This window comes from Tateyamaria sp. GN1-10, assembly GCF_055693845.1.
In genome coordinates this window covers 1,354,653-1,379,618 of record NZ_JBVFUR010000004.1, presented here as the reverse complement: position 1 = coordinate 1,379,618, position 24,966 = coordinate 1,354,653, and the positions used below count along the sequence as shown (strand labels likewise).

The 24,966-nt window shown below is 58.1% G+C and carries 20 protein-coding genes and 1 pseudogene; 2 read left to right on the top strand and 19 right to left on the bottom strand.

Translation table 11 applies throughout. The features are described from left to right. Positions 1-58: 58 nt before the first annotated feature. The 6 genes and pseudogenes from ACZ1HN_RS08565 to ACZ1HN_RS08540 form a co-directional block, all read right to left on the bottom strand. Positions 59-799 carry an ABC transporter ATP-binding protein gene (locus tag ACZ1HN_RS08565; protein WP_472727187.1) on the bottom strand — a complete coding sequence of 247 codons (741 nt, stop codon included), beginning with the start codon at positions 797-799 and terminating at the stop codon, positions 59-61. Further along, complete coding sequence (locus ACZ1HN_RS08560; protein WP_472727186.1) at positions 796-1,653, bottom strand: ABC transporter ATP-binding protein; 858 nt, start codon at positions 1,651-1,653, stop codon at positions 796-798. The genes ACZ1HN_RS08565 and ACZ1HN_RS08560 overlap by 4 nt, the downstream gene beginning before the upstream one ends. Then, a pseudogene (gene nikC, locus ACZ1HN_RS08555) lies at positions 1,653-2,562 on the bottom strand (nickel transporter permease). The gene ACZ1HN_RS08560 and the pseudogene nikC overlap by 1 nt, the downstream one beginning before the upstream one ends. Further along, a complete protein-coding gene (locus tag ACZ1HN_RS08550; protein ID WP_472727185.1) occupies positions 2,563-3,621 on the bottom strand; it encodes an ABC transporter permease in 1,059 nt (352 codons plus the stop codon). It abuts the pseudogene before it with no gap. After that, positions 3,622-5,217 (bottom strand): ABC transporter substrate-binding protein, encoded by a 1,596-nt coding sequence (locus ACZ1HN_RS08545; RefSeq protein WP_472727184.1) that lies wholly within the window; start codon positions 5,215-5,217, stop codon positions 3,622-3,624. Positions 5,218-5,264: 47 nt separating this feature from the next. Beyond that, the gene (locus tag ACZ1HN_RS08540) at positions 5,265-6,326 is read right to left on the bottom strand and encodes a dipeptidase (RefSeq protein WP_472727183.1); all 1,062 of its coding nucleotides are present in this window, start codon (positions 6,324-6,326) and stop codon (positions 5,265-5,267) included. 114 nt (positions 6,327-6,440) lie between these two features. Here ACZ1HN_RS08540 and ACZ1HN_RS08535 point away from each other — a divergent pair, with 114 nt between their 5' ends. Continuing rightward, entirely contained in the window at positions 6,441-7,349 is a 909-nt protein-coding gene (locus ACZ1HN_RS08535; RefSeq protein WP_472727182.1) for a LysR family transcriptional regulator, read from the top strand. Between the two features lie 156 nt (positions 7,350-7,505). Here ACZ1HN_RS08535 and ACZ1HN_RS08530 read toward each other — a convergent pair whose 3' ends face one another. The 3 genes from ACZ1HN_RS08530 to ACZ1HN_RS08520 form a co-directional block, all read right to left on the bottom strand. Beyond that, on the bottom strand, positions 7,506-8,516 hold the full coding sequence (locus ACZ1HN_RS08530; protein ID WP_472727181.1) for a siderophore-interacting protein: 1,011 nt from the start codon (positions 8,514-8,516) through the stop codon (positions 7,506-7,508). A gap of 990 nt (positions 8,517-9,506) precedes the next feature. Continuing rightward, entirely contained in the window at positions 9,507-10,109 is a 603-nt protein-coding gene (locus ACZ1HN_RS08525; protein ID WP_472727180.1) for a glutathione S-transferase family protein, read from the bottom strand. A 731-nt stretch (positions 10,110-10,840) separates the two neighbouring features. After that, positions 10,841-12,412 carry a bifunctional AfsR/SARP family transcriptional regulator/alpha/beta hydrolase gene (locus tag ACZ1HN_RS08520; RefSeq protein ID WP_472727179.1) on the bottom strand — a complete coding sequence of 524 codons (1,572 nt, stop codon included), beginning with the start codon at positions 12,410-12,412 and terminating at the stop codon, positions 10,841-10,843. 310 nt (positions 12,413-12,722) lie between these two features. Here ACZ1HN_RS08520 and ACZ1HN_RS08515 point away from each other — a divergent pair, with 310 nt between their 5' ends. Then, positions 12,723-13,439 (top strand): hypothetical protein, encoded by a 717-nt coding sequence (locus ACZ1HN_RS08515; protein ID WP_472727178.1) that lies wholly within the window; start codon positions 12,723-12,725, stop codon positions 13,437-13,439. Between the two features lie 67 nt (positions 13,440-13,506). On the opposite strand, the gene ACZ1HN_RS08510 is transcribed toward ACZ1HN_RS08515, so the two are convergent. The 10 genes from ACZ1HN_RS08510 to ACZ1HN_RS08465 all read right to left on the bottom strand — a co-directional run bounded on the left by ACZ1HN_RS08510 (position 13,507) and on the right by ACZ1HN_RS08465 (position 24,958). Then, positions 13,507-14,541: a hypothetical protein gene (locus ACZ1HN_RS08510; protein ID WP_472727177.1), complete on the bottom strand. Its 1,035-nt coding sequence runs from the start codon at positions 14,539-14,541 to the stop codon at positions 13,507-13,509. Positions 14,542-14,554: 13 nt separating this feature from the next. Continuing rightward, positions 14,555-15,043 carry a PP2C family protein-serine/threonine phosphatase gene (locus ACZ1HN_RS08505; protein ID WP_472727176.1) on the bottom strand — a complete coding sequence of 163 codons (489 nt, stop codon included), beginning with the start codon at positions 15,041-15,043 and terminating at the stop codon, positions 14,555-14,557. A gap of 237 nt (positions 15,044-15,280) precedes the next feature. Beyond that, entirely contained in the window at positions 15,281-15,886 is a 606-nt protein-coding gene (tagF, locus tag ACZ1HN_RS08500) for a type VI secretion system-associated protein TagF (protein ID WP_472727175.1), read from the bottom strand. Between the two features lie 13 nt (positions 15,887-15,899). After that, positions 15,900-19,490: a type VI secretion system membrane subunit TssM gene (gene tssM / locus ACZ1HN_RS08495; RefSeq protein ID WP_472727174.1), complete on the bottom strand. Its 3,591-nt coding sequence runs from the start codon at positions 19,488-19,490 to the stop codon at positions 15,900-15,902. A 4-nt stretch (positions 19,491-19,494) separates the two neighbouring features. Next, complete coding sequence (tssL, locus tag ACZ1HN_RS08490) at positions 19,495-20,871, bottom strand: type VI secretion system protein TssL, long form (protein ID WP_472727173.1); 1,377 nt, start codon at positions 20,869-20,871, stop codon at positions 19,495-19,497. A 26-nt stretch (positions 20,872-20,897) separates the two neighbouring features. Then, entirely contained in the window at positions 20,898-22,232 is a 1,335-nt protein-coding gene (gene tssK / locus ACZ1HN_RS08485) for a type VI secretion system baseplate subunit TssK (protein WP_299204565.1), read from the bottom strand. A 24-nt stretch (positions 22,233-22,256) separates the two neighbouring features. Next, positions 22,257-22,694: a type VI secretion system lipoprotein TssJ gene (gene tssJ / locus ACZ1HN_RS08480; protein WP_472727172.1), complete on the bottom strand. Its 438-nt coding sequence runs from the start codon at positions 22,692-22,694 to the stop codon at positions 22,257-22,259. 10 nt (positions 22,695-22,704) lie between these two features. Next, positions 22,705-24,009, bottom strand: coding sequence for a type VI secretion system-associated FHA domain protein TagH (gene tagH, locus ACZ1HN_RS08475; RefSeq protein WP_472727171.1), 1,305 nt, complete (start codon positions 24,007-24,009; stop codon positions 22,705-22,707). A gap of 5 nt (positions 24,010-24,014) precedes the next feature. Then, a complete protein-coding gene (locus ACZ1HN_RS08470; protein ID WP_472727170.1) occupies positions 24,015-24,305 on the bottom strand; it encodes a PAAR domain-containing protein in 291 nt (96 codons plus the stop codon). Between the two features lie 56 nt (positions 24,306-24,361). After that, entirely contained in the window at positions 24,362-24,958 is a 597-nt protein-coding gene (locus ACZ1HN_RS08465) for a DUF6931 family protein (protein ID WP_472727169.1), read from the bottom strand. Positions 24,959-24,966: the final 8 nt, after the last annotated feature.

Sequence of the window (24,966 nt, the reverse complement as noted above, 5' to 3'; positions counted from 1 at the left end):
CCAACCAACAAAGATTTTCTGAAATGGTACATGTATTCCCCCGTTTCTGGAGTTCGCCTCAAACCGAGGCCTGAAGTAGGTGCTGCGAATAGGGATGCGTGGCCTTCATGGCGCGCAGGGCCACCACATCCATGATCTCGACAATCTCGCCGTCTTTCATCACCGCAAGCCGATCGCACATGTGGCCGACAACGCTGAGGTCGTGGGAAACCATCAGATAAGTCAGTCCGTGTTCTTGGCGCAGGTCAGCAAGCAGGTTCAGAATTTCGGCCTGCACAGAAACATCTAGCGCAGAGGTCGGCTCGTCCAGAAGCAAAAGCTCAGGTTCTGGGGCCAAGGCGCGGGCAATCGCCACGCGCTGCCGCTGGCCACCCGACAGCTGGTGGGGATAGCGGAAGCGGAATTTCTGACCCAACCCAACATCATCGAGCAACCTGGCAACACGGGCATCGATGTCCTTGAACCCATGCAATTGCAGCGTTTCGCCAAGGACTGCATCAACTGAATGGCGCGGGTGAAGTGACGCGTAAGGGTCCTGAAACACCATCTGGACCTGTTTGTAGAAGTCTTTGGGGCGCCTTATTTCGATCTGCCTGCCGGCGACGGCAATCTTGCCCGACCAAGAGGGGGCAAGGCCTGTGATCGCGCGCAGGATCGTTGATTTTCCAGATCCACTTTCGCCAACCAGGCCAAAGCTCTCCCCTGCCCCAACTTCAAAGGCAGCGTTTCTGACGGCATCGACCCGGTCTCGGCCACTTCCGAACCAAACGTTCAGCCCATCTATTTCCAGCATCTTCATAGGCGCCCGCTCACGCTTGGGGCTTCCGACCACGCAGGATCGCGCTTCAACACGTCCAGACGGTCACGTGGCGTGTCGAGACGCGGCAGCGAATTCAACAGGCCCCGCGTATAAGGGTGCTGCGCCTCGTGCAGCTTGTTGGCATCGCAAACCTCTACAATCCGGCCAGCATACATGATGAGGACCCTGTCACAGAAATCGGCCACCAGGTTGAGATCGTGACTGATGAAAATCAGCCCCATGCCCCGCTCCTTGACCAGCTTGTCCATGATGTCGAGCACTTGCCGCTGAACCGAGACATCCAATGCCGAGGTCGGTTCGTCCGCAATCAGAATTTCGGGGTTCGGGATGAGCATCATGGCGATCATGATGCGCTGTCCCATACCGCCGGACATCTCGTGCGGGTATGCACGCATGACGCGCTCGGGATTGCGGATGGACACCGCCTCAAGCATCTCAAGCGCTTTGACCCACGCCTCGGATTTTGTCGTCTTGTTGTGCAGCCGGTAAGATTCGATGATCTGGTCACCAATGGTCATTACCGGGTTCAGTGAAAACTTTGGGTCCTGCATCACCATCGAAATGCGCTCGCCACGCACATCGCGCATGCCCTTTTCGGATTTCTGCAGCAGGTCCACGCCGTCCAACTTGATGTGATCAGCTTCGACGATCCCGGGCGGTCGAATAAGGCGCAGAATGGCGCGGCCAGTCATCGACTTGCCAGAGCCGCTTTCCCCCACGATGCCAAGACGTTCGCGCCCGAGCGTGAAAGACACACCGCGCACTGCATCAAAGACACCTTGGCGCGTGGGGAACCTGACCCACAGGTTTTCTATATCAAGAAGAGTGTCCATCACTCACCTGCTTTCGGATCAAGTACGTCGCGCAAGCCATCACCCATAAGGTTGAAGGCCAAGGACACAATAAAGATTGCAAGCCCCGGCATGGTGGCAACCCACCAATGGTCGAGAATAAATCGACGCCCCTCTGAAATCATCGCACCCCATTCCGGGCTGGGCGGTTGTGCCCCAAGACCAAGAAAGCCAAGGCCCGCTGCCGCGAGGATGATACCCGCCATATCAAGCGTTACGCGCACAATGAGGGACGACACGCAAAGCGGCCAGATATGTTTCTGTGATGATCCGGAGGCCTCCGGCACCCTGAAGCTTGATCGCCGAGATGTAGTCGGAGGAGCGGATGGTCAGTGTCTCGGCCCGCGCGATGCGGGCATAGGGCGGCCATGCGGTCAGGGAAATCGCAATCACCGCATTTTCGATCCCGGCCCCGAGCGCCGCGACAAAGGCCAAAGCAAGCACCAGGCGCGGAAAGGCCAGAAAGATGTCGGTGATCCGCATCAGGACGATATCTACCCACCCGCCGACATAGCCCGAGACAGTTCCAACCAAGAGACCGACGATTGGCGCAATCATGGCCACCAAGGCGACGATATAGAGCGTGATCCGCGCACCGTAGATCAGTCGCGACAATATATCCCGGCCCAGACTGTCGGTGCCAAGGATGTGCCCTTCCGACCCCAAGGGCGCGAGCCGATTGCCAAGGTTCTGAACAAAGGGATCATGCGGTGCCAGCAGCGGCGCGGCAGCAGCAATCAGCACCAGTGACAGCAGAATGCCAAGTCCGATCATCGCCATGGTGTTCGCGCGAAACGCAAGCCAGCCCTGATACAGCGCCGACAGTTTCGCATGGCGGCGCGAGGTGGGCGTATCCGTCAGAAGCCAAGCCCTGAGTGTCTGTTCCGTCATCTACTTGGCCCTCGGATCAAAGACCTTGTAGAGCAGGTCCGAGAAGATATTGAGCAGGATGAAAATCAGTCCGACGACAACCGTGCCGCCAAGGACGGCATTCATATCTGCACTCAGAAGAGCTGTGGTAATGTAGCTGCCAATCCCCGGCCAGGAAAAGATGATCTCGGTCAACACAGACCCTTCCAGCAGGTTGGCATAACTGAGTGCGATCACCGTGATCAGCTGCACCCGTATGTTCTTGAACGCATGTTTCCAGATGACGTCCCATTCGGACATGCCCTTGACCCGCGCGGTGGTGATGTATTCGGCACTGAGCTGCTCAAGCATGAATGAGCGCGTCATTCTGCTGATATAGGCCAGCGAAAAGTATCCCAGGAGCGAAGCAGGCAGGATGATGTGGCTGAAGGCATCTTTGAAGACGTCCCAGTTGCGATCGAGAGCTGCATCCACAAGGATCAAGCCCGTAACGCTTGGCACCACATCCACATAGAATATGCCGACGCGTCCCGGCCCGCCGACCCATCCCAGAATGCCGTAGAAGATTAGCAGGCCCATGAGGCCAAGCCAAAAAATCGGCATCGAATATCCAACAAGCGCAAGCACGCGGGCGAGTTGATCAATCCACGAACCCTTGCGGGCGGCGGCAACAACACCCAGCGGCACGCCAATGACGATCCCGATAAAAATGCCCAAGGTCGCAAGCTCGAGCGTTGCAGGGAAAACGCGCGCGATGTCTTCGGAAACGGGTCTCGCGTTCAAAAGCGAAGTGCCGAAATCAAGGTGCAACACGTCCCAAATATAATACCCGAACTGCACGACCAACGGTTTGTCGAGACCTAACTCGAGAAACACGGCATCATAGGTAGATTGCGATGCGCGCTCGCCGACGATGGCCAGCACCGGATCGATGGGCATCACGCGACCGATAATGAAAGTAACGAATAAGAGCCCAAGCATCGTGACGGCAATCGAGCCGATCGTCAGAGCAGTTGTCTTTATCCATGCAGGAAGAGACGCGTGCACGCGTCTCTTCCCATTGTCCTCTGTGAGGGCCATTTACTTTGTGACCTGCCAATAGGCGGCAGAGGTCACGGCCTGGCCGGTGGACCAGTCAGTCACGTTGTCCCGAAGCGCCGATTGCTCGATCTGCTGGAACATCACGACGAAAGGCGAAGTCTCGCGGAACTCGGCCTGAATGTCCTGATACATCTGGACACGGGCATCGCGGTCATTCTCGATCACAGCCGCTTCGACTTTTTCCGTCAAACCATCAGTATCCCAGCTGTTGCGCCAGGCCAGCAGACCGGTGGCCTGAGCCGCGTCCGAGTTGTCCGGATTGTAGGCAAACGTACCCGCATTTGTCTGCGGATCAGGATAATCAGGACCCCATGCGCCCAGATACACGTCGAGTTCACGCGCGCGATACCGTGCCAGGATTTGCTTGGCGGTGCCCACGGTTATGTTCACCTTGATGCCAGCCTGTGCAGCAGCATTCTGGAAGCTCTGCCCGATCTCGATGCGTTCCTGTGCTTCACGTACGCCAATCTCGACCTCAAGGTTTTCGACCCCTGCGGCAGCCAGCAGTTCCTTGGCCTTTTCGATGTTGTAGGAGAATGGGTTCTCCTCTGACGCGCCAAGATAGGTCGCCGGCAGGAAGTTCTGATGGATCGTGTATTGGCCCTTCAGAAAGCTATCCCGCATGCCTTCGTAGTCGATCAGATATTTGAAGGCCTGCCGCACCTCCGGTTTGGACAGCTCTGGGTGTTTCTGATTCAGTGCGATGTACATCAGACGGCCCTTCAGCTCGTCCTCGATCTTCACGCCCTCGACTTGGGACGCGCCAGCGATGTCTTCCGGGTTCAGGTTGCGGGCGATGTCCACATCACCGCGTTCCAACAAAAGCCGTTGCGACGCACTTTCGATGACATGGCGCACAATGACCCGCTCCATCGCAGGTGCACCTCCGTAGTAATCGGGGTTGGATGACAGGGTGACACTTTCATTTGGCTTCCAGCTGTCCAGTTTATAGGGGCCTGAACCTGCAGAGTTGGTCTTCAGCCACTCGTTGCCCATGTCGCCATCGACCTCGTTGGCCATGACGGTTTCCTTGTCCACAATTGCCCCGATGGTGGCAGTCAGGCAGTTGAGCACGAAGGATGTCGCATAGCGCTTGTCCGTTGTTATCATCAGTTTGTTGCCTTCGGCGCGGATTGTCTCGGCAGCGTTTTCGGCTGTGAAACCAAACTGTGTCAGAATGAATGCGGGTGTCTTGTTCAGTATGACCGCCCGCTGCAGCGAGAAGGCTGCATCTTCAGCAGTGACCGGATTGCCGGAGTGGAACGTCACCCCTTCCCGCATGGTGAAGGTGATCGTCTTTCCATCTTCCGAGACTTCCCAGCTCTCGGCCAGATCCGGTTTATATCCTGCAGCCAAATCGTTCGGATCAAGACTGACGAGGCGGCTATACACATTTCGGCTGATGTCAGAGCCAGCAAATTCGAAGCTTTCAGCAGGGTCAATCGTGGTGACATCGTCAATCCGGTGCGCAATCACCAACATGTTCGCTGGCGTCTCGGCCACCGCCGAAAAGGATGTTACGCTGACCGCAAGGCCTATCGCGACCCCGGTGAGCAATTTTGCAAAAGTATTCATTTGGTGTTTCTCTCCTTTGTCAGAATTTGGCGTGTTTTGTGCCCAGGCTATGCTCCCCAGGTTTCCTCAAGAACTCTAAGCCAGTTTTCATGGCAGAGCTTCGTCATCAAAGCATCGTCGTAGCCGTGCTGCCGCATGGCTGCCCGCAATTTCGGCAATCCGGCACTGGATTTAAGCGCTTCCGGTACAACCGCACCGTCGTAGTCCGATCCAAACCCGACACGATCTTCGCCAAGTGCCTCAATCAGATGGTCAAGGTGGCGGATCATTTCTTCCAGCGGGACATCAGACAGCATCTTACCATCCGGGCGCAAAAACGCCGCCGCATAGTTCAGGCCCACCATACCATTGCTTTCGGCAATCGCCGCAAGCTGTTTGTCGGTCAGATTCCGGGAATGTGGGCAAATTGCGTGAACGTTGGAATGCGTCGCAACCAAAGGCTTGGTTGAATACCGCGCCACATCCCAGAAACCCGCCTCATTGAGATGCGAAAGGTCCACCATGATGCCAAGCTCATTGCATCGTTTGACGAGGCGCAGTCCGTGATCCGTAAGGCCGGATCCCGTGTCGGGAGTACTGGGGTATCGAAAGGGTACGCCGTGACCAAACATGGTCTCCCGGCTCCAAACCGGTCCCAGGGACCGCAACCCCGCCTGAAAAAGCACTTCAAGAGTGTTCAGATCAGGGTCAATCGCTTCTGCGCCTTCTATATGAAAAACCGCTGCCAGCTTTCCTGAATCAAGGCAACGCCTGATCTCCTTGGCCGAGCGGCAAACAGTCAAGGCGTCCTGCTTTTCCAACTCGAACAGGATCGCGGCTTGGGACATGACTATGGGAAAGGCATCTTCCCAATTGATTGGATCGGGCAACGGAAGATCATAGGCATCCTTCGTCATCTCCGCGAACGTTTTATCGGCATCCATCGGCGACGGTACAAAGACCGCAAAGAAACCACCGCCGAAACCGCCCGATTTAGCCGAGGGCAGATCGATCGCACCTTCATCTCCCGTCAAGAAGCGTTCGGCGGCTGTCGCTTGGCCAGCTGTGAAGAGTTTCAGAAGCACATCATTGTGCCCGTCGAAAATGGCTGGGTTGGTTGTGTGTCCCAAAGGTGGCAGTCCCGAGCAATGACAACCTGTGCATCTTATTCCATAAAATCTCATGAACCAGATTTCAAAGAATGAATAAATATCATAGGATGATGATGTTATCAAAGGGGTCTCATGGCAGGACGAACTTGGCACAGCCTTCCAGAGTATGAGGCGCTACGCGCGCTCATGGAAAGCGGCACGACATCGAAAGCGGCTCTTCGACTGGGGCTATCGCAATCTGCGATCAGCCGGTCCATCGCGAGCCTCGAGGCCCGCCTTGGCCGGATCTTGTTCGAGCGGGATGGAGGACGCTTGCGTCCAACCACTGAGGCCGCCCAGTTGAACAAGCGACTGGACCCGTTGTTCGAAGCGCTTGATCGCATTGATGGCCCGACCGAACCCGCACAGGAAACCTTGCGTCTGACCGCCCCACCCACCTTTGCCCATCGATTTCTTATCGGGCACATCGCGAGTTTCTTACGCGCAAATCCCCACTTCTTCGTAAGCCTTGAGGTTGCGTCCTCGGAAGATGTGATCAGGAGGATTCAGGAGGATCGGTCGGACCTGGGATTGTCCGGCGTGGACCTCACCCGAGAAGGGATCAAGCTGACGCCTTATCGAAACTCCGAAGCAGCATGCGCGATGCCCAAAGACCACGAGCTGGCCGGATTCGATGTGATCAAACCTGAAGATCTGCATGGTCACCCGCTGATCGCTCTGAGCCACCGGCATTCGCGACGGGCGCAGCTGGAGAAAGTCCTGACCAATCGCCGAAGCATCCCGCACATCGTCGCTGAGGTTTCCACTTCCTTTGCTGCAGTGGATCTCGCCCGGACCGGTCTCGGTGTCACGGTCATCAATCCGTTCCCTGTCGCGCAATATCGTTCCGATGACGTCATCTTTCGCAAATTCGCGTCACCGATCGAATACCGTACATATTTTGTGACTTCGGATCACAAGCCGACGCCCGCGATAGCCCGCGCTTTCATCCGACACCTGAGGCTTCACACCGCGCAGACCCCGTTTACTCAAGCAACTTAGGCATGCGTGGGTCACTTGATGGCGTAGGAGCCAGCGGTCCTTGCGTGGTTTGGTGGCAACGGGTTAACGGTGTAACTCTCTGAAATGGACAGAGCCCTTCACTCCACTTCACGAAAAGTGGCAGTCCTTGTATGGTGCCGCGCTTGCTGTAAGCAACTATGTCCGTTTCCAGTAGGTGGCGACATAGCGTTGTGCCTTTGGATGGTGCGCGATCTCATCACAGTTGCGCAGCGCATTGATTTGTCCCGCATCAGCAGCGGCCCATACATATCCGCCCATGCAGTCGGATGCAGCAGACGACACCGCTCTCACGAAATCATCCGGACCGACCCAAGCCGGTGTCAGACCGACGTGATGTGGCACCGGATAGTCTTGCTGTTTCGCGTAGCTTAACAGGATGACCTTACCGCGTGTCTGTCCTGGCAAGCTTTCGATGATGCGCGAAATTGCCGGATAGGCGGTTTCGTCCCCAGCCAACACAACCCGAGCAGCATCCAGAACGCCGCCACCGCCCGGTCCAATAAGCGCAACCGAAGTACCAGAAGCCACACCCACAGCCCACTCCGACGCTTGCCCGCCTTCGTGTAAAAATACATCTACGTCAATCTCGGCCTGACGTTGAGCGCGCACTGTATAAACAGGTCGGTGCAATGCTTTGTCACCTTCTGGCCAGCGGGTCGATCCATTGGCCGCCAGCGTTGGCCATTCTGGTGCTGGGTTATCTGGGCGGGGCAGGACAAAACGAAAATGAATGGCCCGATCACCAAAACTGTCTGGTTTTGACAAGACCAGAGTCAGGCGTTGAAACGAAGCAGACAACCGCGTTGCAGCCTTGACTTTGGCAAACTGAAAATTGGGCGGTCTAAGCCCATCCTGCACCGCATCCGACCACGCGATCTGTGCTGCCACATCCGGTTGGAAATCGGCTATGTGTGCAACCAGACTGTCCCGCAGAACATGCAGATTGCCCGCACCATCCGCTTCGATCTCAATCCGGAAGCCGTTTGCACTACGGTCAATGATGCCAAACGCACCATAATCTGACTTGATCCTAAGACGATTTTCTCCTTGTTCCAGAACTGGAAGCCCATGTTCCGTTGCTTCGTTCAGCATCAGTTTCCGCATGGTGGAAAAACCCAAACCATCGATGTCAGAATACACTTTCATAGCGTTCTCTCAGAGTGGGATGACATGTGGCGCACCATCTGCCGGTCCGGCGATCATGTGCGGCCGGACGTCATGGATTGCGAATAGGCAGGCCCCGGTTACGTGGTCCTGCGGCCCGTTGTGACGGGCAATACCATCACCAAGATGGGCTACGGCAAGGTCCGCGAAACGCGCTATCCTCATCGCTCCGGCCTCGATCTCTTGTCTCGGCAGAACAAACTGTCCTGCGATATTTGAGAACACCGCCGACGCAGCCCGACAACGGGCTCCCTACGCGCCGGGTGGCTTGCGTTACCCTGTGCAACCGACCGGACAAGATATGGCTCGCGAAACCTTGGCTCGAAGACCCAGGGCAGAACAAAAGCAGTCAACAAAGTTGTAGAGTGCAACTCCACCGCAGCGCACCTCTTCTCATTGGCATTGAGATTATGTGGCTGGCGAACATCGCGGGCTTGCTCCGAAGATATGCCTGCCCCGGGAGCGCTTGACTAGAGTGAATCGAATGTCATTGGACAGACAACCAACAAGACAAACTGGAACCCGGCTGCCATCTCCACGTTGAACTGCGTGAGATCGCAGCGGGTCTCTGCCGACTTGGGATGAACCTGTGTCGCTCATACATTTTGTGGCTGCAGTGGACGTGTCTAGCCAGGGTCGATTAGTTCTCATGCCGCGTTAGCGAAGAGGTCGGCAGGTCTAGCGGCGACTGCCTCCCTGCCGCACTTGCCTTGTGCGGCGCGCCCCGCAATCCGCGTGCTCGATGAGACCGTCAGTGGCGACGGCCCCACGTCTTCTTCATGGAAAAAGAGGTGCGAATATTCTGCTCTCACTACAGAAGTCACCTATGTGTTCTAGCGCTACGTCCCAGAGACACTCTTTACTCAAAACTGCAAAACTCTTCTCGGTGCGATCGTTCGGCGCAGATGCTTGAAGGCTCGCTCGTCCAGTTCCACTTTGACAAAGGATCGGGCCCAAGCGCGTGGGACTGATTTAGATCCGCGCTTGCTCCCGCTCAACGATAGCTTTCAACTTCGGCCGGTTGGCACAGCGTTCTGACCAAGATTGAACCAAGGGCCGGTCCGACAAAGCTTCCGGGAGCCATTGAAATGGGCTCGATAGCAGCAAGTCGATCGCAGAGTAGTTTTCTCCCAGCAAGTAGGGTTGACCGTTCAAGGCATCAGTCAGGCGGTCCATCATTGTATCGAGATCGCGGAAGGTGGCTTGCATGGCAGGATGCTCGATCTTTGCCCAGTCGAGAACCAACACCGGTTCCATTACGCCTTGATAGTAGAACAGCCAGCTCAAGAATGCCCCGCGTTGTGGGTGTCCAGCCGGACGGCCAAGGCCCGACTTTGGGAACATATCCGTTAGGAAGGCGACGATTGCGCCACGCTCCCGAACGTGGTCATCGCCGTGAACCAGGTAAGGGACCTTCTTTTCGGGATGGGGGTTGCGCGAGTCCGGGCCTCCTCCACCGTCTTGTCGGGGGATATTGACCTCAACCACTTTGACGCGGTCGGAGACACCCATCTCCTCAATTAAGGCGACGATGGATGTCGAACGAGAGTTTGGAGCGTGATAGAGTGCCGGCATGAGAATATCCTAAAATTGGTTTCTGCCTCGCAATACCAACGCCCTGTTGCCATCCTCCGACAATAGGGACAGAGCCCACCGTTTCTGGCGCGTCGCTGCCTCGCCGTGCCAGCCGTTTGGTCCGATGACGACAGCACGTTCAAAGAAGGAAACGAACCTGCCGAAGCGACAACTGTGTTTGGGCACGGCCATACTGTACATCTGTCGTGCATTGATAGACGCTGGCGCAGACTAAGGGCTGTGTGACTTACCCTGCACACCGGCGGCAAACGGCTCGGCCGTGACCGCAACGGCGGGAACGCCAAGAGAGCGGCTAAGGCTTTGATGGAATACAGGCACAATCTTTAGGGTTGCATCCTCCCCTAAATGCTGTCGGCCCTGATTTCTGTCGGGGTGTAGGCGGCACCATTTAAACGACCAACTGAAAATCTGAACCCTGAAAGGAGTGTCAAAATGGCTTTTGGCATAACGAACACTGTTGCCCTGATCACAGATGCAAATCGCGGCATCGGCAAGGCCGTCACCTAAGGCTTGCTGGACGCCGACACTAAGAAGGTTTACGCCGCCGTACGCAGCCTCGGATCCGCTAACGGCCGTATCGAAAAGTGTGGCGCGGATCAGTCGGCTCGGGAACCGTTCGGGGAACGAAGACTGTGTTTGCGACCTGCCGCGTGGGCAGAATGCAAGATGTAGACCATTGTTAAAAAAGAAGTTGTGTTCCAGAGCCTGGTTCAGCGACGACCTTTGCGACCTTCTGGTACATGCTTCGCCAGAAAGCGCGAGATTTCGCTCATGCACACCTGCCAGGCCGGCTCATCGCCAAGAATGATGTGGCTTTGGCTGTCCAAAGTCACCAGCTCTGCGTTTGGAATGTTGGCCGCCAGTTCGCGGCCACACCTCAAGGGAATACGCTGATCGTCACGGGCATGTAGGACCAGTGTGGGTGTCTGAACCTTGGGCAACAGATGACGGATGTCGATGTCGCCGAACGCCTCCTGAAAGCGCACAGCGTTTTCTGGCGATGTCGTTCGGCGCTGGAAATCATCGAACCACGCCAGACGTTCAGAATCTGCGTTCGGCATGAAAGTCTGCGAAAAGATGTGGCGATAAGCGGGGTTCGATGTACCCCACCCGTGCCGAGTCAGCGTTAGAACAGCCTCACGTTGTTCACGTTCCTCAGGCGACAGGCCAACGCGCCAGCCAGCAGCATAACCACCAATCAGGATCATAGCAGAGACTTTCTCCGGATGGCGGATCGAATATTCAATCGATACAGCGCACCCCTGCGACAAGCCCAACAACGGAAACCGGGTCAGGCCCAAATGGTCCACAACCGTCTCGAGGTCTTCCAAGAAAGCCGGAAAGCTGATCTCCGGGACATCCCAGTCCGACAAGCCATTGCCGCGTTCGTCATACCGGACGAATGTGTGGTCCGCAGCCAGAGCGTGAAACATGTCTGCCCAGATCGGGCTTTCCCAGTCCAGCTCCAGATGGTTGAGCCAATTGGCTGTTTTCACAAGAGGTGGGCCGTTGCCGACTTTGGCATAGGCAATTTTGACCCCATCGGATGCTTTGCAAAAGCCGATGGACTGACGGGTGCGCACAGGCTCTAGCGGATCGCGTCGTGGTTCGATCACAGCACTGTCGCCCATCAGGGCCGTGTAGTCGCGGGCCACGATTGCTGCTTCATCCTGAAGCCCCAGATCAGTCAGCTTTTGCGACAAGAGGCGAGGAGCCTCGTGCGAATAAGGGTCGAGCCGCTGCCATCGGCGTAGCCATTTCACCGCGTCCTGATCACTCACATCCTCGGCCGTGACCATGCGCTGAAAGATACGGGGCCGCAGGCTATGAAGTTGTTCGCGCTCGCCCATCAACCACAACGCGTAGTCATCGTTGCGTGACAGTTCCAGCCCCATGAACGGCCTGTGGGACAACAACTCGGCGACCTCCACCAAGTCAGCGCTGGAGGGGTCAGCGGCATCATGCACAGCCTGGACATGGTGCACATCAAGATTGATTAGATCGGCATCAATCAGCACAGAGGTGCCAGGGGTTTGCAAACACGTTGCATGTGTGTTGAGTGCCTGGCGCAGCTTAGTCAGCGACCAACGCAGCGATCCTTTGGGGTCGTTGGTGTCGGGAAAGAACAGCTCGCACAGATGTTCTCGGCGGTGCGGTTGGCCGGTCACGGCCAGATAGGCCATGAGCGCAACGGTCTTGCGGGACTGCACGAGCGGCACCACTTGGCCCGATATTCTGACGGACACCTCGTTTATCAGGTCGATCTGCAAACGCTCAGACATACAGCATCATACGCCTACGGACCAACGCCGCGGCGATCAGGCGCGCACTCGCGCCCCCCGGTCAGAGAATTCTGTTTCATCGCCCTCACCCAATCGTTCGCTGCGATGGCCTTGCTGTCTTGCCCCAAGACCCGAGGCGCCCACTCTCTCTGGAAAGCGAGCATCCCGGCTTTGTGCAATCGTTGCAAGACTTTAAGCGCGGCGCCTGCGTCCATGGTGCGCTGGGTGTCCCAAAAACCCGCACTGAAATCAGACCATTTGCCCCGTTTTGGGGACTAACAACTACTAGCACCCTTTAGGAAAGGAGCCAGTGATAGCCGCAGGTGACCAAACACTGATCAAGGCTTTTTTGAAGGAGTATCAGCTGACTGACACTGTGCTGGGGCCGGCCAAGTTGGCCATCTACAACGCGTTCGAGGAAGCACTTGATGCGCGGCGGGCCGGCCGCAAAGCCGATACCAAGAAGTGGTTCGCGAAGGTCATCACCGAAGTGGACGGTCTGGGTGTCTACGGCGATAAGAAAATGGCGGCCTTTACCCTCCTTGCCAAGAATTTCCTAAAGAAGCACGGATACTTCAGCTATTCAGCCGCGTTCAAGAAGCGCAAAGCGGAACTGGCCAAGCTGACGAGTATTTTCAAGAAGAAAGGTGGACCGGCAGCCAAGAAAGCCAGTGAAACACTGCACAGTTCGATGATGCGCTCGGGCGAGATCCCGGCGGGCACAGCATTTGCCGACTTCGAGGATCACCTGACAAAGTCGTACAAGGACATCCCAAAGTTCTCGAACGCGAACGAGAAAGCGGTGAACGCGGTGAAATGGCCGGGCGTCATGCGGGAATTCGCATTGCCCAAGGGGGCCGAGAAAGACCTCAAGGAATTGGGCGCTTCCATTGTCAAGAACGGCGCCGTGAACAAAAAGACCATAACAATGGCAAAGGCCATCCTTGCAGAAGCAGGGAACACCGACAAAGCCGGTATTGAACTGGTCATGGCGGTTTCCGACAAGGTCGTCATGGAATTGATGTAAGCGCTGCAAAGGTGCACGAATGAAGGTCCGGCGCTTCGCGCGGGGCCTTTTTGTTTTGCTTGCAGTCTCAGGAAAACGGGCAAAGGGCACATGGATCCAGCGGATCCATGTCGAGCACAAGTTGCAAGGAGGCGCTGAGACCCAGCATCAAGTTGGCGACCGGCAAGAACCCGATCTGTGGCATCGAAAACCCCATCAGCGGCGCGAGTATCGACGGCGACACCATCCCCTCACCCAGCTGTATCGACTCGAGCGACGGCAACGCGTCAAGCTGAGCATTCAGCGCCAGAGCGGGCATTGGCGGCATCGGAAAAGGAAGCGCTCCCCAGAACCGCATCATCGCGCGAATAGGCGCGAGCCCGGCCCCCATCAGTCCAGGATCGCCAAAGGCCATCTTGATCGTTGCCAACGCATTCAAGACCAGAGCCAGCTTGGTGAGTTGAGGGAGCGTGATACCCAGTTGAGGCGGCCGGACGCTGGCCAGACGGTGCAGCGCACTAAACAACCCCGGGAAGGATCCATCATCGCCCAAGGTCGGCAACTGAAATGTCTCGGTCAGCGAAAACAGGCTCGGTAGCCCTAACAGGAGGCGCGCCATGTGCAACTGCGGCATAGGCATGGACATCCGGAAATGATGGCCCGGATAACTGACCCGCGGCATGGTATAGGACATATCGAACGGATCGATGCCAAGGGCCCGCAAATCCAGCACCAGCCGGGCCGCAAGGGCAAAGTTCAAGAGCGGCCCGATCTTGAGCGAGGTGAGCCATCCTAGGTGCGGCCAGACATGCGTCATCATCGTGTCGCCCATCTGTTGTAGCGACAGTTCCAAGGCGGGCAAATCCATCAGTGGAAATGTCCCCGCCACAAGTGCCAGCATCGGGGCGATCTGGAAGAGCCCGGAATTCGGCATGGATATGGTGGGCAGATTGAGGTTGCCCAGATAAGCTCCAATCTGCATGTCCAGCCGGTTCTCAGGCGTGATCGCAGGCAGAGCGACGGCCAATTGCATCTGCAGCGGAACCTGCGGCAAGGCCATGGAAAAACTGGGCCGGATAAACGTTGGGATCGCGGCGGCAGGTTGTTTACAGAAACAGACCATTTTGAATCTCTCCTCAGATATCGACCACGATGACGGAAATGTTGTCGGCAGCCCCGCCTTCGAGCGCGACGCGCATCAGTTCGTCGGCCAGGGTCTCAAGCGCTCCCTCTTGCATGAACCGCTTCAGTGTTGCTTCGTCGGCATACTTCGTCAGCCCGTCAGAGCAGAGTAAGAACCGGTCGCCAGAGGCAATCTCACCGCGGCGCTTTTCGATCCCGGGCTCAGATCCCACACCCACCGCGCGGGTAATCTGATTGCTCTGGGCATGATGTTCGGCCTGGTCCCAACTTAGCTGACCAGCGGCCACCAACTCGCCGACGACAGAGTGGTCCACGCTGATCATTTCCAGCGTTTCGCCGCGTAAGCGGTAAAGACGACTGTCGCCTGCCCAAAGGCACAGAAAGTGATCACCCGCCAGAACCAGCAACACCACGGTCGTGCCGATGATGGAATTCCCGCGCCGTGCAGCTTCCGCTTGGATGTCGTCGTGTGCTTGATGCAAGGCCTGACGGATAGCGCTCGGCAAAGCTTCTGGCGGAAGCCCCCGTGCAAAGCGGTCAGAGCGTCGATGACTGTTTGGCTGGCAAAGTCGCCGCCCTGATGGCCGCCCATCCCGTCCGCCACAGCCCACAGTCCAAGATGCGGCAACGCCAGAATTGCATCTTCGTTGACCGGTCTGACCAGGCCCATGTGGGTCTTGGCGCTATACTTTCGGGTCGGAGCTTTGGATTGGGACATATCAGGCCTCCGACCCCGCCAAGGCAGCTTGGGTCCAATAAGATGCGTCGGGATCAAACAGAGCGGCGGCCTCGTCCGGGCGTGTCGGCACCTGTGGAGTAATCATGACGCGGGCTTGATCCATGACGGTCGTGATCCAGAGCGACCCGACACCTTGTCCAAGGCCCGCCGCATGCGGCAATGGGCTGAGGCTGGGCAATTGCGCAAGGCGCGCGTCAAGGGTGGAAGGGCCGCCCTCCCCCTCAATCATATCGAGCGCAATCGCCTCCAACCGTTCGGCCACCGGTTGCAGAGCGAGGTAGGCAGCGACAGGCGGCAAATCCGTAGCCGCCGCAATGCAAAACGGAAATCGGCGCCCAACCCGGTCAAGGCTTGGCATCAAGACGCCCGTGGCCCCATGCGATGCCAATAGCCCCGGTGCAATGCTGAACCGCCAGATCGGAGCGCACAGATACGCGCTTTGCCAGTGGGTTTCGCCCACCATCTCGCTGGCCACAATCAGCATCCTTTGCATCCAGGCATCCCAACCCGATACGAAGGCAGCAGACAGCCCCTGGCGTAGGAAATCGCCAGCAAAGGGCAGTTTGCCGTAGTAGCCAAAAGTCATATCCGTGCCCCCACTACAAAGAGGTTGGGCAGCTGAACGTGCTGAGAGCGTCCAGTGTAAACGGGTTCAACACAGACCCGGCGCGCAGCTGAAAGATCGCGATCCGCCCGCCGACATTGAACACCACACGGTTGCGGTCGCTCACATTCGTACGCCGCACCTCCGCTGCATCCAACAGTCGAAAGAGCGCCCAAGGTCCGTCATGAGTGACATCGTTGCGCACGTCCGAACGCGTAGGCGTGAATGCCACACGGGTCCGCGTACCTTGTTCCCCGGGCCACCGCAGCGCACTCGCCTGGGGCGGGCCATGGGCATAGCTCACAGTCTGACCGCCTGTTTCCAACGTCACGCGCTCAACGTTTGGATCAAGTGCGGAGGGCGTAATTTCCAGCGTGATGTCTGGCAAGCCGGGGGCAACAAAAAAGCTGTTCTTGATCTCGTCGGCGCGCTGGAACTGCTGCACAACCGAGTTCGAAACGCCCACATCAATCCCGTTGACCCGACGCACCTGCCAGGGGTTTTGTGATGTGTCCACAAAGCGGGCGAGGTTTTCGTTAAAGAACGTTTCCATCAGTCCACTGGGGCCAAATAGGCGACCGAAGTCCTGCAAAGCGACATCTGCCGGCGCCTGTCTATTGAACGGATAGCGGTCATTGATGGCGCGCGTGCAGAACGGCAGAACCTCGGACTGCCACTTGGCGTTGATCTCGGACCGTGCGCCACCGATTGCGGCCCCTGCAGACGACTGAACCACCTGTGTTGCCCAGCGCTCCATCGGAGCTGGCATCCGCCCGATCTCAGCCTGAAGACGGGCGGGTGCGTTCTGGCTGTCCCCAAGGAGTGCTGTGCCAAGGTTCTGGCCCAGCGACAGCCGGTTCAATTCATTATAGACATCCGTCATCAGTTGGATAATGCGGTCAAGTTCGGATGGTCCTTCGGTGCGGTCTGTCAGGCGGTGGATTTCCTGAAACCGATCCTCGACGAATTGACCCGGCGCAACAGGCTCGGCATCCGGGATCTGTTCAAGCGTGCCGCGCACAGCGTTAAAAAAGTCTTCTGCATCGACGCTGATGCTACGGACCACTTCCCCGATCGCAAATTCCTGCGCTTCAGCTGCGGCTACGCCTGTGACCGCAGCAACCGAGGGTAGGACCGTCAATCGTGTCTGCTCGGTCACGCCCTCAAGCAAGTTGCGCAAGGGCGAGATGGGGCCGGACAGGATGTTGATGACGTCAGTGGCCTGACCAAGGTTGGTCATTGGCAGAACATCAATATCCGCCAACAGTTCGTCATAGCGTGCAACAAAGTCCGTCTCGTAAAGGGCCAGCACATCCCGGCTGATCAGCGCAAGCGCTTGGGGGCTGTTTTCGATCTGGCCGCCGGGCCCAAGGATCAGGCTGTCACGTTGAATACGCTCGGCGGCGACGAGGATCTGAGGCAGGAAAAAATCATAAAAGCCCGCGCGGGTGTACACGCCCTCGATTCCGCTGGTGAGCGGTCTTCCCGACGGGCGCACCAGTACACGCGATGCAGCAGGTCCGCCCACTTCCGTGATCCGGAACGGCGCCAAAGCCTGTGCTTCAGGCGAGGTGACGATACTGACATAGACGCGCTCGGAAATAGGGGTTTCGGACAGGATCGCCTGCACTTGCGCGACCAGCGGGCCGTTCAGGGCGATTTCCTGCATGGGTTGGCCAAGCAGTTCGGCCAGATGTCCTTGCAGGTCCGCTTGAAGGCTGGGCTGACCGGGAAACAGGTTTTCCCAATCATCGGCCAACCATGCTGAGACATGATCCGCGTCCATCGGCACTTGCAGGCCAAGCATCATGTAGGTTTTCAGAGCCTCGAACAGGCCAGCACTGTCGTTGAGGTTGGACTGCATCATGTCCTCGAGCCGAACCAGCAAGCGCGGCAGCATCAGGGAGTTGAGAGCCGCGCGGTAGCTTTGCGCGGTCTCCGTGCCGATCAAATCGCCCTGATACAGGCCATAGGTCAGCGCGCGTGGCGGCTCGGGATCCGTGGCAGCCGGATTGCCGGGCATATCGCGCAGAATATTCAGCGCGGGCGCAACCGGTGCCAGATCACTATCAGAAATAGGACTTTGCGGGATGTCGGCGGCAAGGACCTGGAAGGTCGAAATCTGCTCGCTGGTCTGCGCAATCAAGCTCCGATTGCCCATAAAACTGTTCAGAAGAACACCGAAAACCAAGGCAAAGGCCGCCAAACCCGTCGCGATTGAACCGCGCGTGACCCACCGCGTACGCCGCTCAACCGCATCATCTCGCGAAACAAGCCCCGCCTCGCCAAAGATCACGTCCGTCATCAGCCGGGTCAGGAAAAAGCTGCGCCCCTGCCCCTGGCCGGTCCCGATGGCTTGCCGCCCGATGCCAAAGTTGCGCGACATCCCGGCCATGAGCCGATCGATGGGCATACCCTCTTGTGTGCCAGAAGTGAAATAGACTCCACGCAACAGCAGCGGATCACTGTAGCGGCTTTCCTGGAAAATCTCGCCCAGAAACGTTTCTGCGGCATCGCGCAGGCTAGCCATCTGGGTAGCAAAACCTGCGATCAAAGTGCGGCGCTGAAAGTCTGTCTCAGCCTGTATACGTTCCAGACTGTGATCGCTGAGCCGCGCCACCAACCCGTCGAATTCCGTGCGAAAGCTCTCGGCAACGGGCGCAGCTGCGACCTTGTCGGTGGCCAGCGGCAAGGTGATGCCCCAGACCTGTTCACGCTCCTTGCTGCCCAACCCATCAAAGAATTCCTGGAAGCCTGCCACCAGATCGGCCTTGGTCAAGATGACATAGACCGGAAAGCTGACACCAAGCCTATCGCGCAACTCTTGCAACCGGACGCGGATCGCCTGAGCGTGGGTTGCGGCGGTGACCTCATTCATTTCCGACAGGTCCGACACACTGATCGCAACCATTGCACCGTTGATCGGCTGACGACTGCGGTACTTCTTCAACATCTCAAGAAATCCGGCCCAGGCACGGCTGTCCGCTGAGGCGTTGCTATCCTGTGTGGTGTACCGGCCAGCCGTATCAAGAAGAACGGCGTCATTGGTGAACCACCAATCGCAATTCCGGGTGCCACCGACGCCTCCGACCGCTTCTTTGCCGAGGCTGTCGGCCAGCGGGAACTTGAGGCCCGAATTGACGATGGCCGTGGTTTTGCCCGCGCCTGGTGGACCAATCATGATGTACCATGGCAATTGATAGAGATGTCTCTTACCGAACCATCCGCCCGTCCTGCTTTTGCGAAGGGTATGCAAAGCCGTTTTGAGCCGCGCACCGATCTCGGCCAGCTCGGAGCGCACTGCCTCGTCTTCGGCGGTGTCCTCGGCCGCTTGTTTGGCGATCTCTTCCGATATCTGGGTTTCGCGTGACCGGCGGCTCAGGAGGATGATCAACACAAAGATCGTTGTGGCGGCGAGGATCGACAGCGTGGCCGCCACCCGGTCAAGGACCGTATCGAAAGGTCGCACACCCACAATCTCAACCAACGGGCCGAGGTACCACAAGGGTCCCAGAAGCAAGGCAGCGGTGATGGCCACGATGCCAATGGGCGAAAGGATGACGTTCACGAAAAAATTGCGGATCATGGCTCTAGCCTGCCTTTACAAGAATGACGTCAATGCGACGGTTCCGGGCGCGCCCTTCAGGCGTATCGTTGGTTGCGATGGGGTCGTTATCCGCGCGCCCCTCAGCGGTGATCCGGTCCGGGTCGCTAAGGGTCGTGACGATCTTTTCCATCACCGCCTCGGCTCTGGCGAGAGACAAGGCCAGGTTCGACGGAAAGCGTGCGGTGTTGATCGGGATATTGTCAGAGTGCCCTGCCACGATTATCCGACCGTCCTCAGGCTCCAGCGCGGCGGCGACGCGGTCGATCAGCGGGCGAACCTCTTCGCGCAAGACATCAGAGCCTGAACCGAACATGCCCTGACCGTTGATCCGAACCAGAACTGTATTGCCGTCGCGTGTGACCGTCACCAGGGACGCGGCGATTTCAGGGGCCAGAAAGGTGCGGATGCGGTCGAGATCGCTAACCTGCTCGGGTGCGGGCAGCGGCGGTGGAGGTGGCGGCGGTGCTGGCCGCGCAAGCGCAACAGGTCCGCTAAGGTCTAGTGCGAGGATCTGGCCACGAACCCGCTCTGTATCAAGGCTCAGCAGGAAGGACAGGACAAAGAACGCGAGCGCCGCAAGCGCAGTCGTTAATCCGGCCAGCAACCACACCGGCATCCAGATCGACAGCACGTGATGCGCCACTTTAAGGCCCCGCCACTGCGGCGAAAGATCGGGCTCTGCCCGGCCCCGCTGTGTCCGGATAGTCCGCGCCAGCCCATCGCGCACGGCCAGATGCTTTTCCGTACCCCGCGCAGCGACCCGTAAACGTCCTTCGAACCCGAGGCTGAGGCACATATAGAGAAACTCGAGCAAATCCCGATTGCTGCCAGGATCGGTCTGCAACCGATCAAGAAGATCATAAAATCGCTCGCCGCCATGGGTCTCCTTGTGAAAGGTGCCGACCATGCTTTGCTGAGCCCAGATGCTGTTGCCGCCCCACGGCGTGTTCAGAACCACGTCATCGACCGTTGCACAGATGGCGTAGCGCGCCACTTTGACGATCTGACCAGGCACGCCCGCTTGTGACGCGCGATCTTCGAAGGCGCGAATTTCTGAAACAACGCTCTGGCGCAGCTGGGCTGGATTGGCATGTTGCGCGCGGTTGCGGATGCGTCCGACGAGCTGAAACAGATGCGAGGCTGCGGCGCAAAGCGGATTGAAACCGGCAAGAACATCTTGCGACTGAGGCATCTGCGCAACAGGTCGTGCCGCAGTGGTCATCGCCGGAGTTCCGACATTGGGCGCAGGTGCAGTCTGGGGCGGAGAGGGCATAGGCTCGGGAAGCCGCCCGCCCGGATTAAGTCGGATCACCGTTTTGTCGGTATCTGTGGCTTCCGCGAAAGGGTCATCCTTGGTCATCTTCATCTCTCCTGCACGGGTCCGCATCAACGGATCGCCCACAGCTCCATCTCAAGATCCGGGAACTCGCCCGCCACATGAATCGCCAGCCCACCGGAGTCGCGCATCTGCTTCCAGTACGGATTCGTACGGTCGAGCTCGAAGTAGACAACGCCAGCGTGATAAGGCACCTGACGCGGCGCCACGGGCAAGGCGCGCAGATCAACACCGGGCAATGCGGAGTTCACCAACTGGCGGATTTCCTCCACCGGTCCCAGTTTGGCCTGCGAAGCGAAGTGCCGACGCACGCTTTCAGGCGGCACACTGGCCTTGGCGGCCAACACGAAATTAGCGCTGGTCAAAAGCGACTTGTCCTCGACCATCGCCACAGAAACACCGTAGCTGCGTTCCTGAAGCGGAATTGCGACGGCATTTTGCTCAAGAACCATGCTGAGATTTTCGCGCAAGGCCCGGATCACAGGTTGGAACACACCGGTCAGGTCGGAGTGGCGATAGATTGGAAACTCCGGCGCAATCTTGTCTGCCGTCATGAATGTTGCCAACTGACCGGCAAGCCCCACGAGCTGCTGATAAATCTGCGCGGGGTGGGCATTTTCAATACTCAGCAGATGGCGGATCTGGGGCAGCGCCGCATTGACTGCGATCAGGAGGAGGAAATCAGAGATTTCAGCCACGCCCTTGGCCCCACCCGTTTGGCTGAGCCGACCAGACAGCGCATGTGCACGGTGGCTGACCAACCCCTCAAGCTCCTGAAGGAAGTCATGAAGCGGAGGTGCGGCGCGGGCATCTAGACATGACGCCATGAACCCTTTGTCGAGGACAACCTCGCCATCGGCCCGAACCTCGATGATGCGGGCAATCGGGATGGCAAGCCGATCCGTCAGTTCGTCCAAGTCCAACGCCAGCATCATCCGCAGTTTGCCAACGGCAAGGTCGACAGCTCGACGGTCGCGACCGGTGCTATCGGCGATCTCAACTTCGCTTGGCATATAGCGCGAGCGCGCTGCCGGATCATCCGTGAGGTCCACTTCGGTTGCGCCCTGGCGTCGTGTCGGTACCGTCAGAAAGACGACCGCGTCCTTCACCGTTTCCGGAACGTCAAGAGCCGCAGGATGGGCATCTACCTCGGGGATACGAAACAAGGCACCATCAGGGGTCAGGCCAGAGGCCGATGTCACAGCGATCTTGCCCAACCGCAACAGTTCGGTGTCGAGGGTCAGTTTCTGCACGCCCCAGGCATAGGGAGCGACAGAGCCGGCCACGCCGGCCACCAGGGCTTCCAAATAGCGATCTTGCTGTTGGAAATGGTGTGGCTGAAGGAACAGGCCTTCTTGCCACACGACTTTGTTTTGCCAGGACATCTTGGGGGGCTCCTTCGGGGCGCGTCAGCGAATAGCGATGCGATTGCCAGTCAGCGTCACCTGGACCGGGTTCGGTGCGTTTGGAACGAGGGGACGGACTGCAAGGAACGTGCCGTTGATATCGCGAAAGGCGGCTACTACCCCCACCGCAGCGGGTGCGTTGGTAAAGCTCTGGGCATCATTCACCGTTCGCCCTGGTGCAAGGCTGAATGGGCTTACTGCCACCAGATCACTGCCAAGCGCCGCTTCCGGTTCTTCAAAAACCGCGAAGAAGTCTGCGGAGCCGAAAGCTGCCGTGTCATTCAAGTAGTAGACTTTGACCTGCGCAGGTGCGCCACCGTTCATGTCCTCAGCCCCAATGATCGACAGGGCCACGGTCGTTGGTGCAGGGCCGCGCTCGGCACAGCCTGCAAGGGTCGCTAGTGCCATCGCGATTACGAGAAGTGTGGTTCGGTTGAACATGTCTTTCCCCTCAAAGCTTGGTGATCTGTTGTTCGTAGGCACGTGAAAACGCCTTGCCGAACGTGGACTGAAAGTCGTCTTCGGTCTGGCGGATCAGTCCTGAATGGTGACGCACGTAAGCGTCCCAGAGCTGCGCTTTTCGGCTGCTCAGAAACCCTCGCTTCTTTTCGATCCGTGCCGACACTTGTTCAGGTGCAAGCTGCGTCAGAAGGTCTGCCAGCGCTGCTTGCGTGCCGGTCATTGTGGCAACCTCGTGGGTTTTAATATCGTGCAGCACCTCGGCTGCGGCAGTTTCGGGGTCCTGATAACCGCGCCCGGCAGGTTTGAGCATCGCCTCGATGGCTTGCTCGACGCTGACAGAAAACTTCAACGGGTTGTTCTGATCCGGCTCGATCATCGTACGCGCCACCCGCATTTCGCTCTTGAGAGCGGCACGGGTCATCATGATCTCTCGCATGCCAGCGATCATTGAAGCCATCACCCGCCCCATCCGGCCCATCATCTCTTCGGTCTGTTCCGGTGCGATCTGCAGGCCTGTCACCCCAAGGCCTTCGAAAAAGGCCTGCACCGCAGCATCTGCGTCGGTGTTTTGTGATTGCGTTGGGGGCAATGGAGTTGGATCAGGCGCTGACTCGAGCGGCGACGTTTGTTCGGGGTCAACCTGAGGCGGTTCCTCGGCAGGCGGTGACACCATACTGTCATCCCAGTCGTCAGGAATGACCGCATTCATGGCTCGAGGCGGCACAAAATGGTCTTGCGCCGCAGGCGTGTGGTCAGGTGCACTCGCCCCCATCTGGGGTCCATCGTGTAGCAGCGCATCAACGGGATCACTGATCACGGACTGCGCAGCAGGGTTGGGCACACTCAGCAACGCGTCCAGAAACGCATTGTCATCATCGTGGCCCGCGCCCAACGGGTCCAGCTCGAGCTGGTTTTCATCATTGGTCGAAGCACCCGGCAGATCGGGCTCAGGATTGGTCGAGGCCGCATCCGCGGGCCCCTCGCTGATACTCACGACAAGCTCGAACTCACCAACAAGGATCACATCGCCCGCATTCACCGGCGCGGGTCCAGCCTCAAGTCGGTCGTCCTGGTAATTGAGGAACGTGCCATTGGTCGACATATCCCTCACGACAAAGCTGTCACCGCTCCGCTCAACGACACAGTGTTGTTTGGAAAGGTGGCGATCCGGATCAGGCAGAACGAGGTCGTTATCCTCGCCGCGCCCGACGGTGATCGTGTTGGCGATCATCGTTACTTCGAGAGTGACGTCATTCGGCAGGTTGGGATGATGTGCTTTCAAGGATAGGGACATGGTCATCACCCCCCGACCAGCACAGTCATGCAACCCATTACGATCGCCCCGCCATGGGCGCATGTATCCCCCATGCGAGCCTGTGGTTTCTTGCCGGTCAAAACGGTCATTGAACCTTTGGCCACGACGTCCGGCGGGCCGACGCAAACCGCCATGGCAGTGGCCGTGGCTGCGGGCATCATTCCAATCAGGACCGTCGGGGTCGGTGTCACGATAGGCCCGCCTACATGCGGCACCACACCGGTCAGCATCGGGCAGACGTGCATGTCTGCAACACGGGCGGCGGGCAACGTCATGACTGTACCTCGTTCGGGTTGGCGGTTGCACCAGTGCGTAGCGCGCTGGCGGTTCGTTAAGTTAGTGCCGCCTTGTCCGAATTTGGTTCAATCTGACCATTGCCGCCGCGCGCAATATCCAAACCGCGCTTCAAAAAGAGGGAGCCGCGCGTGGCCACGGCGGTCTCATCCGCAAAAAGCGCGATCAAAAGCATCCCATAGACCGCCGCGCCCACAGCGCCAGGCGGGGCCGGGTGATCATCGAATTCGCCAGGCCCCATCGTGCCATCGGCAAAGCAGGCTGCCATGGCGCAAAAGGCGGTATCGTCGTCTTGCTTTGCGGAGTCCAATGCTTCGCGGGCCGCAAGCCTTGTGTCAAAATCAGGTTGGCGCACCCAACCTTCAGCCACACTGACAGCACGGGTCTCTGCCCCCATTTCGCGCGCGGCAAGACAGGCCCACCAAGTCGCCTCGCGCGGCGGAAGAGTATGGGCCAGCACCTGCATCATGTCGAGCTGAGCGCCCTTGCCATGAAGCTCTTCCAAGATCGCGGCAGCGGTCGCACCCGCCGGGGTATCCAGTTCAGTCTGCAAAGTCACATTGTGCTGCGCAAGGATACGGGCTGCGGGTCCCTGGGACAGTTTGCGCAGATCATCAAATGAAGGCTTAGACATCGCGCGCG

What these genes read in the sequence shown, in the direction of transcription:
- ACZ1HN_RS08565 (WP_472727187.1), bottom strand. Translation starts at nt 799, where the DNA reads ATGAAGATGCTGGAAATAGATGGGCTGAACGTTTGGTTCGGAAGTGGC.
- ACZ1HN_RS08560 (WP_472727186.1), bottom strand. Translation starts at nt 1,653, where the DNA reads ATGGACACTCTTCTTGATATAGAAAACCTGTGGGTCAGGTTCCCCACG.
- ACZ1HN_RS08550 (WP_472727185.1), bottom strand. Translation starts at nt 3,621, where the DNA reads ATGGCCCTCACAGAGGACAATGGGAAGAGACGCGTGCACGCGTCTCTT.
- ACZ1HN_RS08545 (WP_472727184.1), bottom strand. Translation starts at nt 5,217, where the DNA reads ATGAATACTTTTGCAAAATTGCTCACCGGGGTCGCGATAGGCCTTGCG.
- ACZ1HN_RS08535 (WP_472727182.1), top strand. Translation starts at nt 6,441, where the DNA reads ATGGCAGGACGAACTTGGCACAGCCTTCCAGAGTATGAGGCGCTACGC.
- ACZ1HN_RS08530 (WP_472727181.1), bottom strand. Translation starts at nt 8,516, where the DNA reads ATGAAAGTGTATTCTGACATCGATGGTTTGGGTTTTTCCACCATGCGG.
- ACZ1HN_RS08525 (WP_472727180.1), bottom strand. Translation starts at nt 10,109, where the DNA reads ATGCCGGCACTCTATCACGCTCCAAACTCTCGTTCGACATCCATCGTC.
- ACZ1HN_RS08520 (WP_472727179.1), bottom strand. Translation starts at nt 12,412, where the DNA reads ATGTCTGAGCGTTTGCAGATCGACCTGATAAACGAGGTGTCCGTCAGA.
- ACZ1HN_RS08510 (WP_472727177.1), bottom strand. Translation starts at nt 14,541, where the DNA reads ATGGTCTGTTTCTGTAAACAACCTGCCGCCGCGATCCCAACGTTTATC.
- tagF (WP_472727175.1), bottom strand. Translation starts at nt 15,886, where the DNA reads ATGACTTTTGGCTACTACGGCAAACTGCCCTTTGCTGGCGATTTCCTA.
- tssM (WP_472727174.1), bottom strand. Translation starts at nt 19,490, where the DNA reads ATGATCCGCAATTTTTTCGTGAACGTCATCCTTTCGCCCATTGGCATC.
- tssL (WP_472727173.1), bottom strand. Translation starts at nt 20,871, where the DNA reads ATGACCAAGGATGACCCTTTCGCGGAAGCCACAGATACCGACAAAACG.
- tssK (WP_299204565.1), bottom strand. Translation starts at nt 22,232, where the DNA reads ATGTCCTGGCAAAACAAAGTCGTGTGGCAAGAAGGCCTGTTCCTTCAG.
- tssJ (WP_472727172.1), bottom strand. Translation starts at nt 22,694, where the DNA reads ATGTTCAACCGAACCACACTTCTCGTAATCGCGATGGCACTAGCGACC.
- tagH (WP_472727171.1), bottom strand. Translation starts at nt 24,009, where the DNA reads ATGTCCCTATCCTTGAAAGCACATCATCCCAACCTGCCGAATGACGTC.
- ACZ1HN_RS08470 (WP_472727170.1), bottom strand. Translation starts at nt 24,305, where the DNA reads ATGACGTTGCCCGCCGCCCGTGTTGCAGACATGCACGTCTGCCCGATG.
- ACZ1HN_RS08465 (WP_472727169.1), bottom strand. Translation starts at nt 24,958, where the DNA reads ATGTCTAAGCCTTCATTTGATGATCTGCGCAAACTGTCCCAGGGACCC.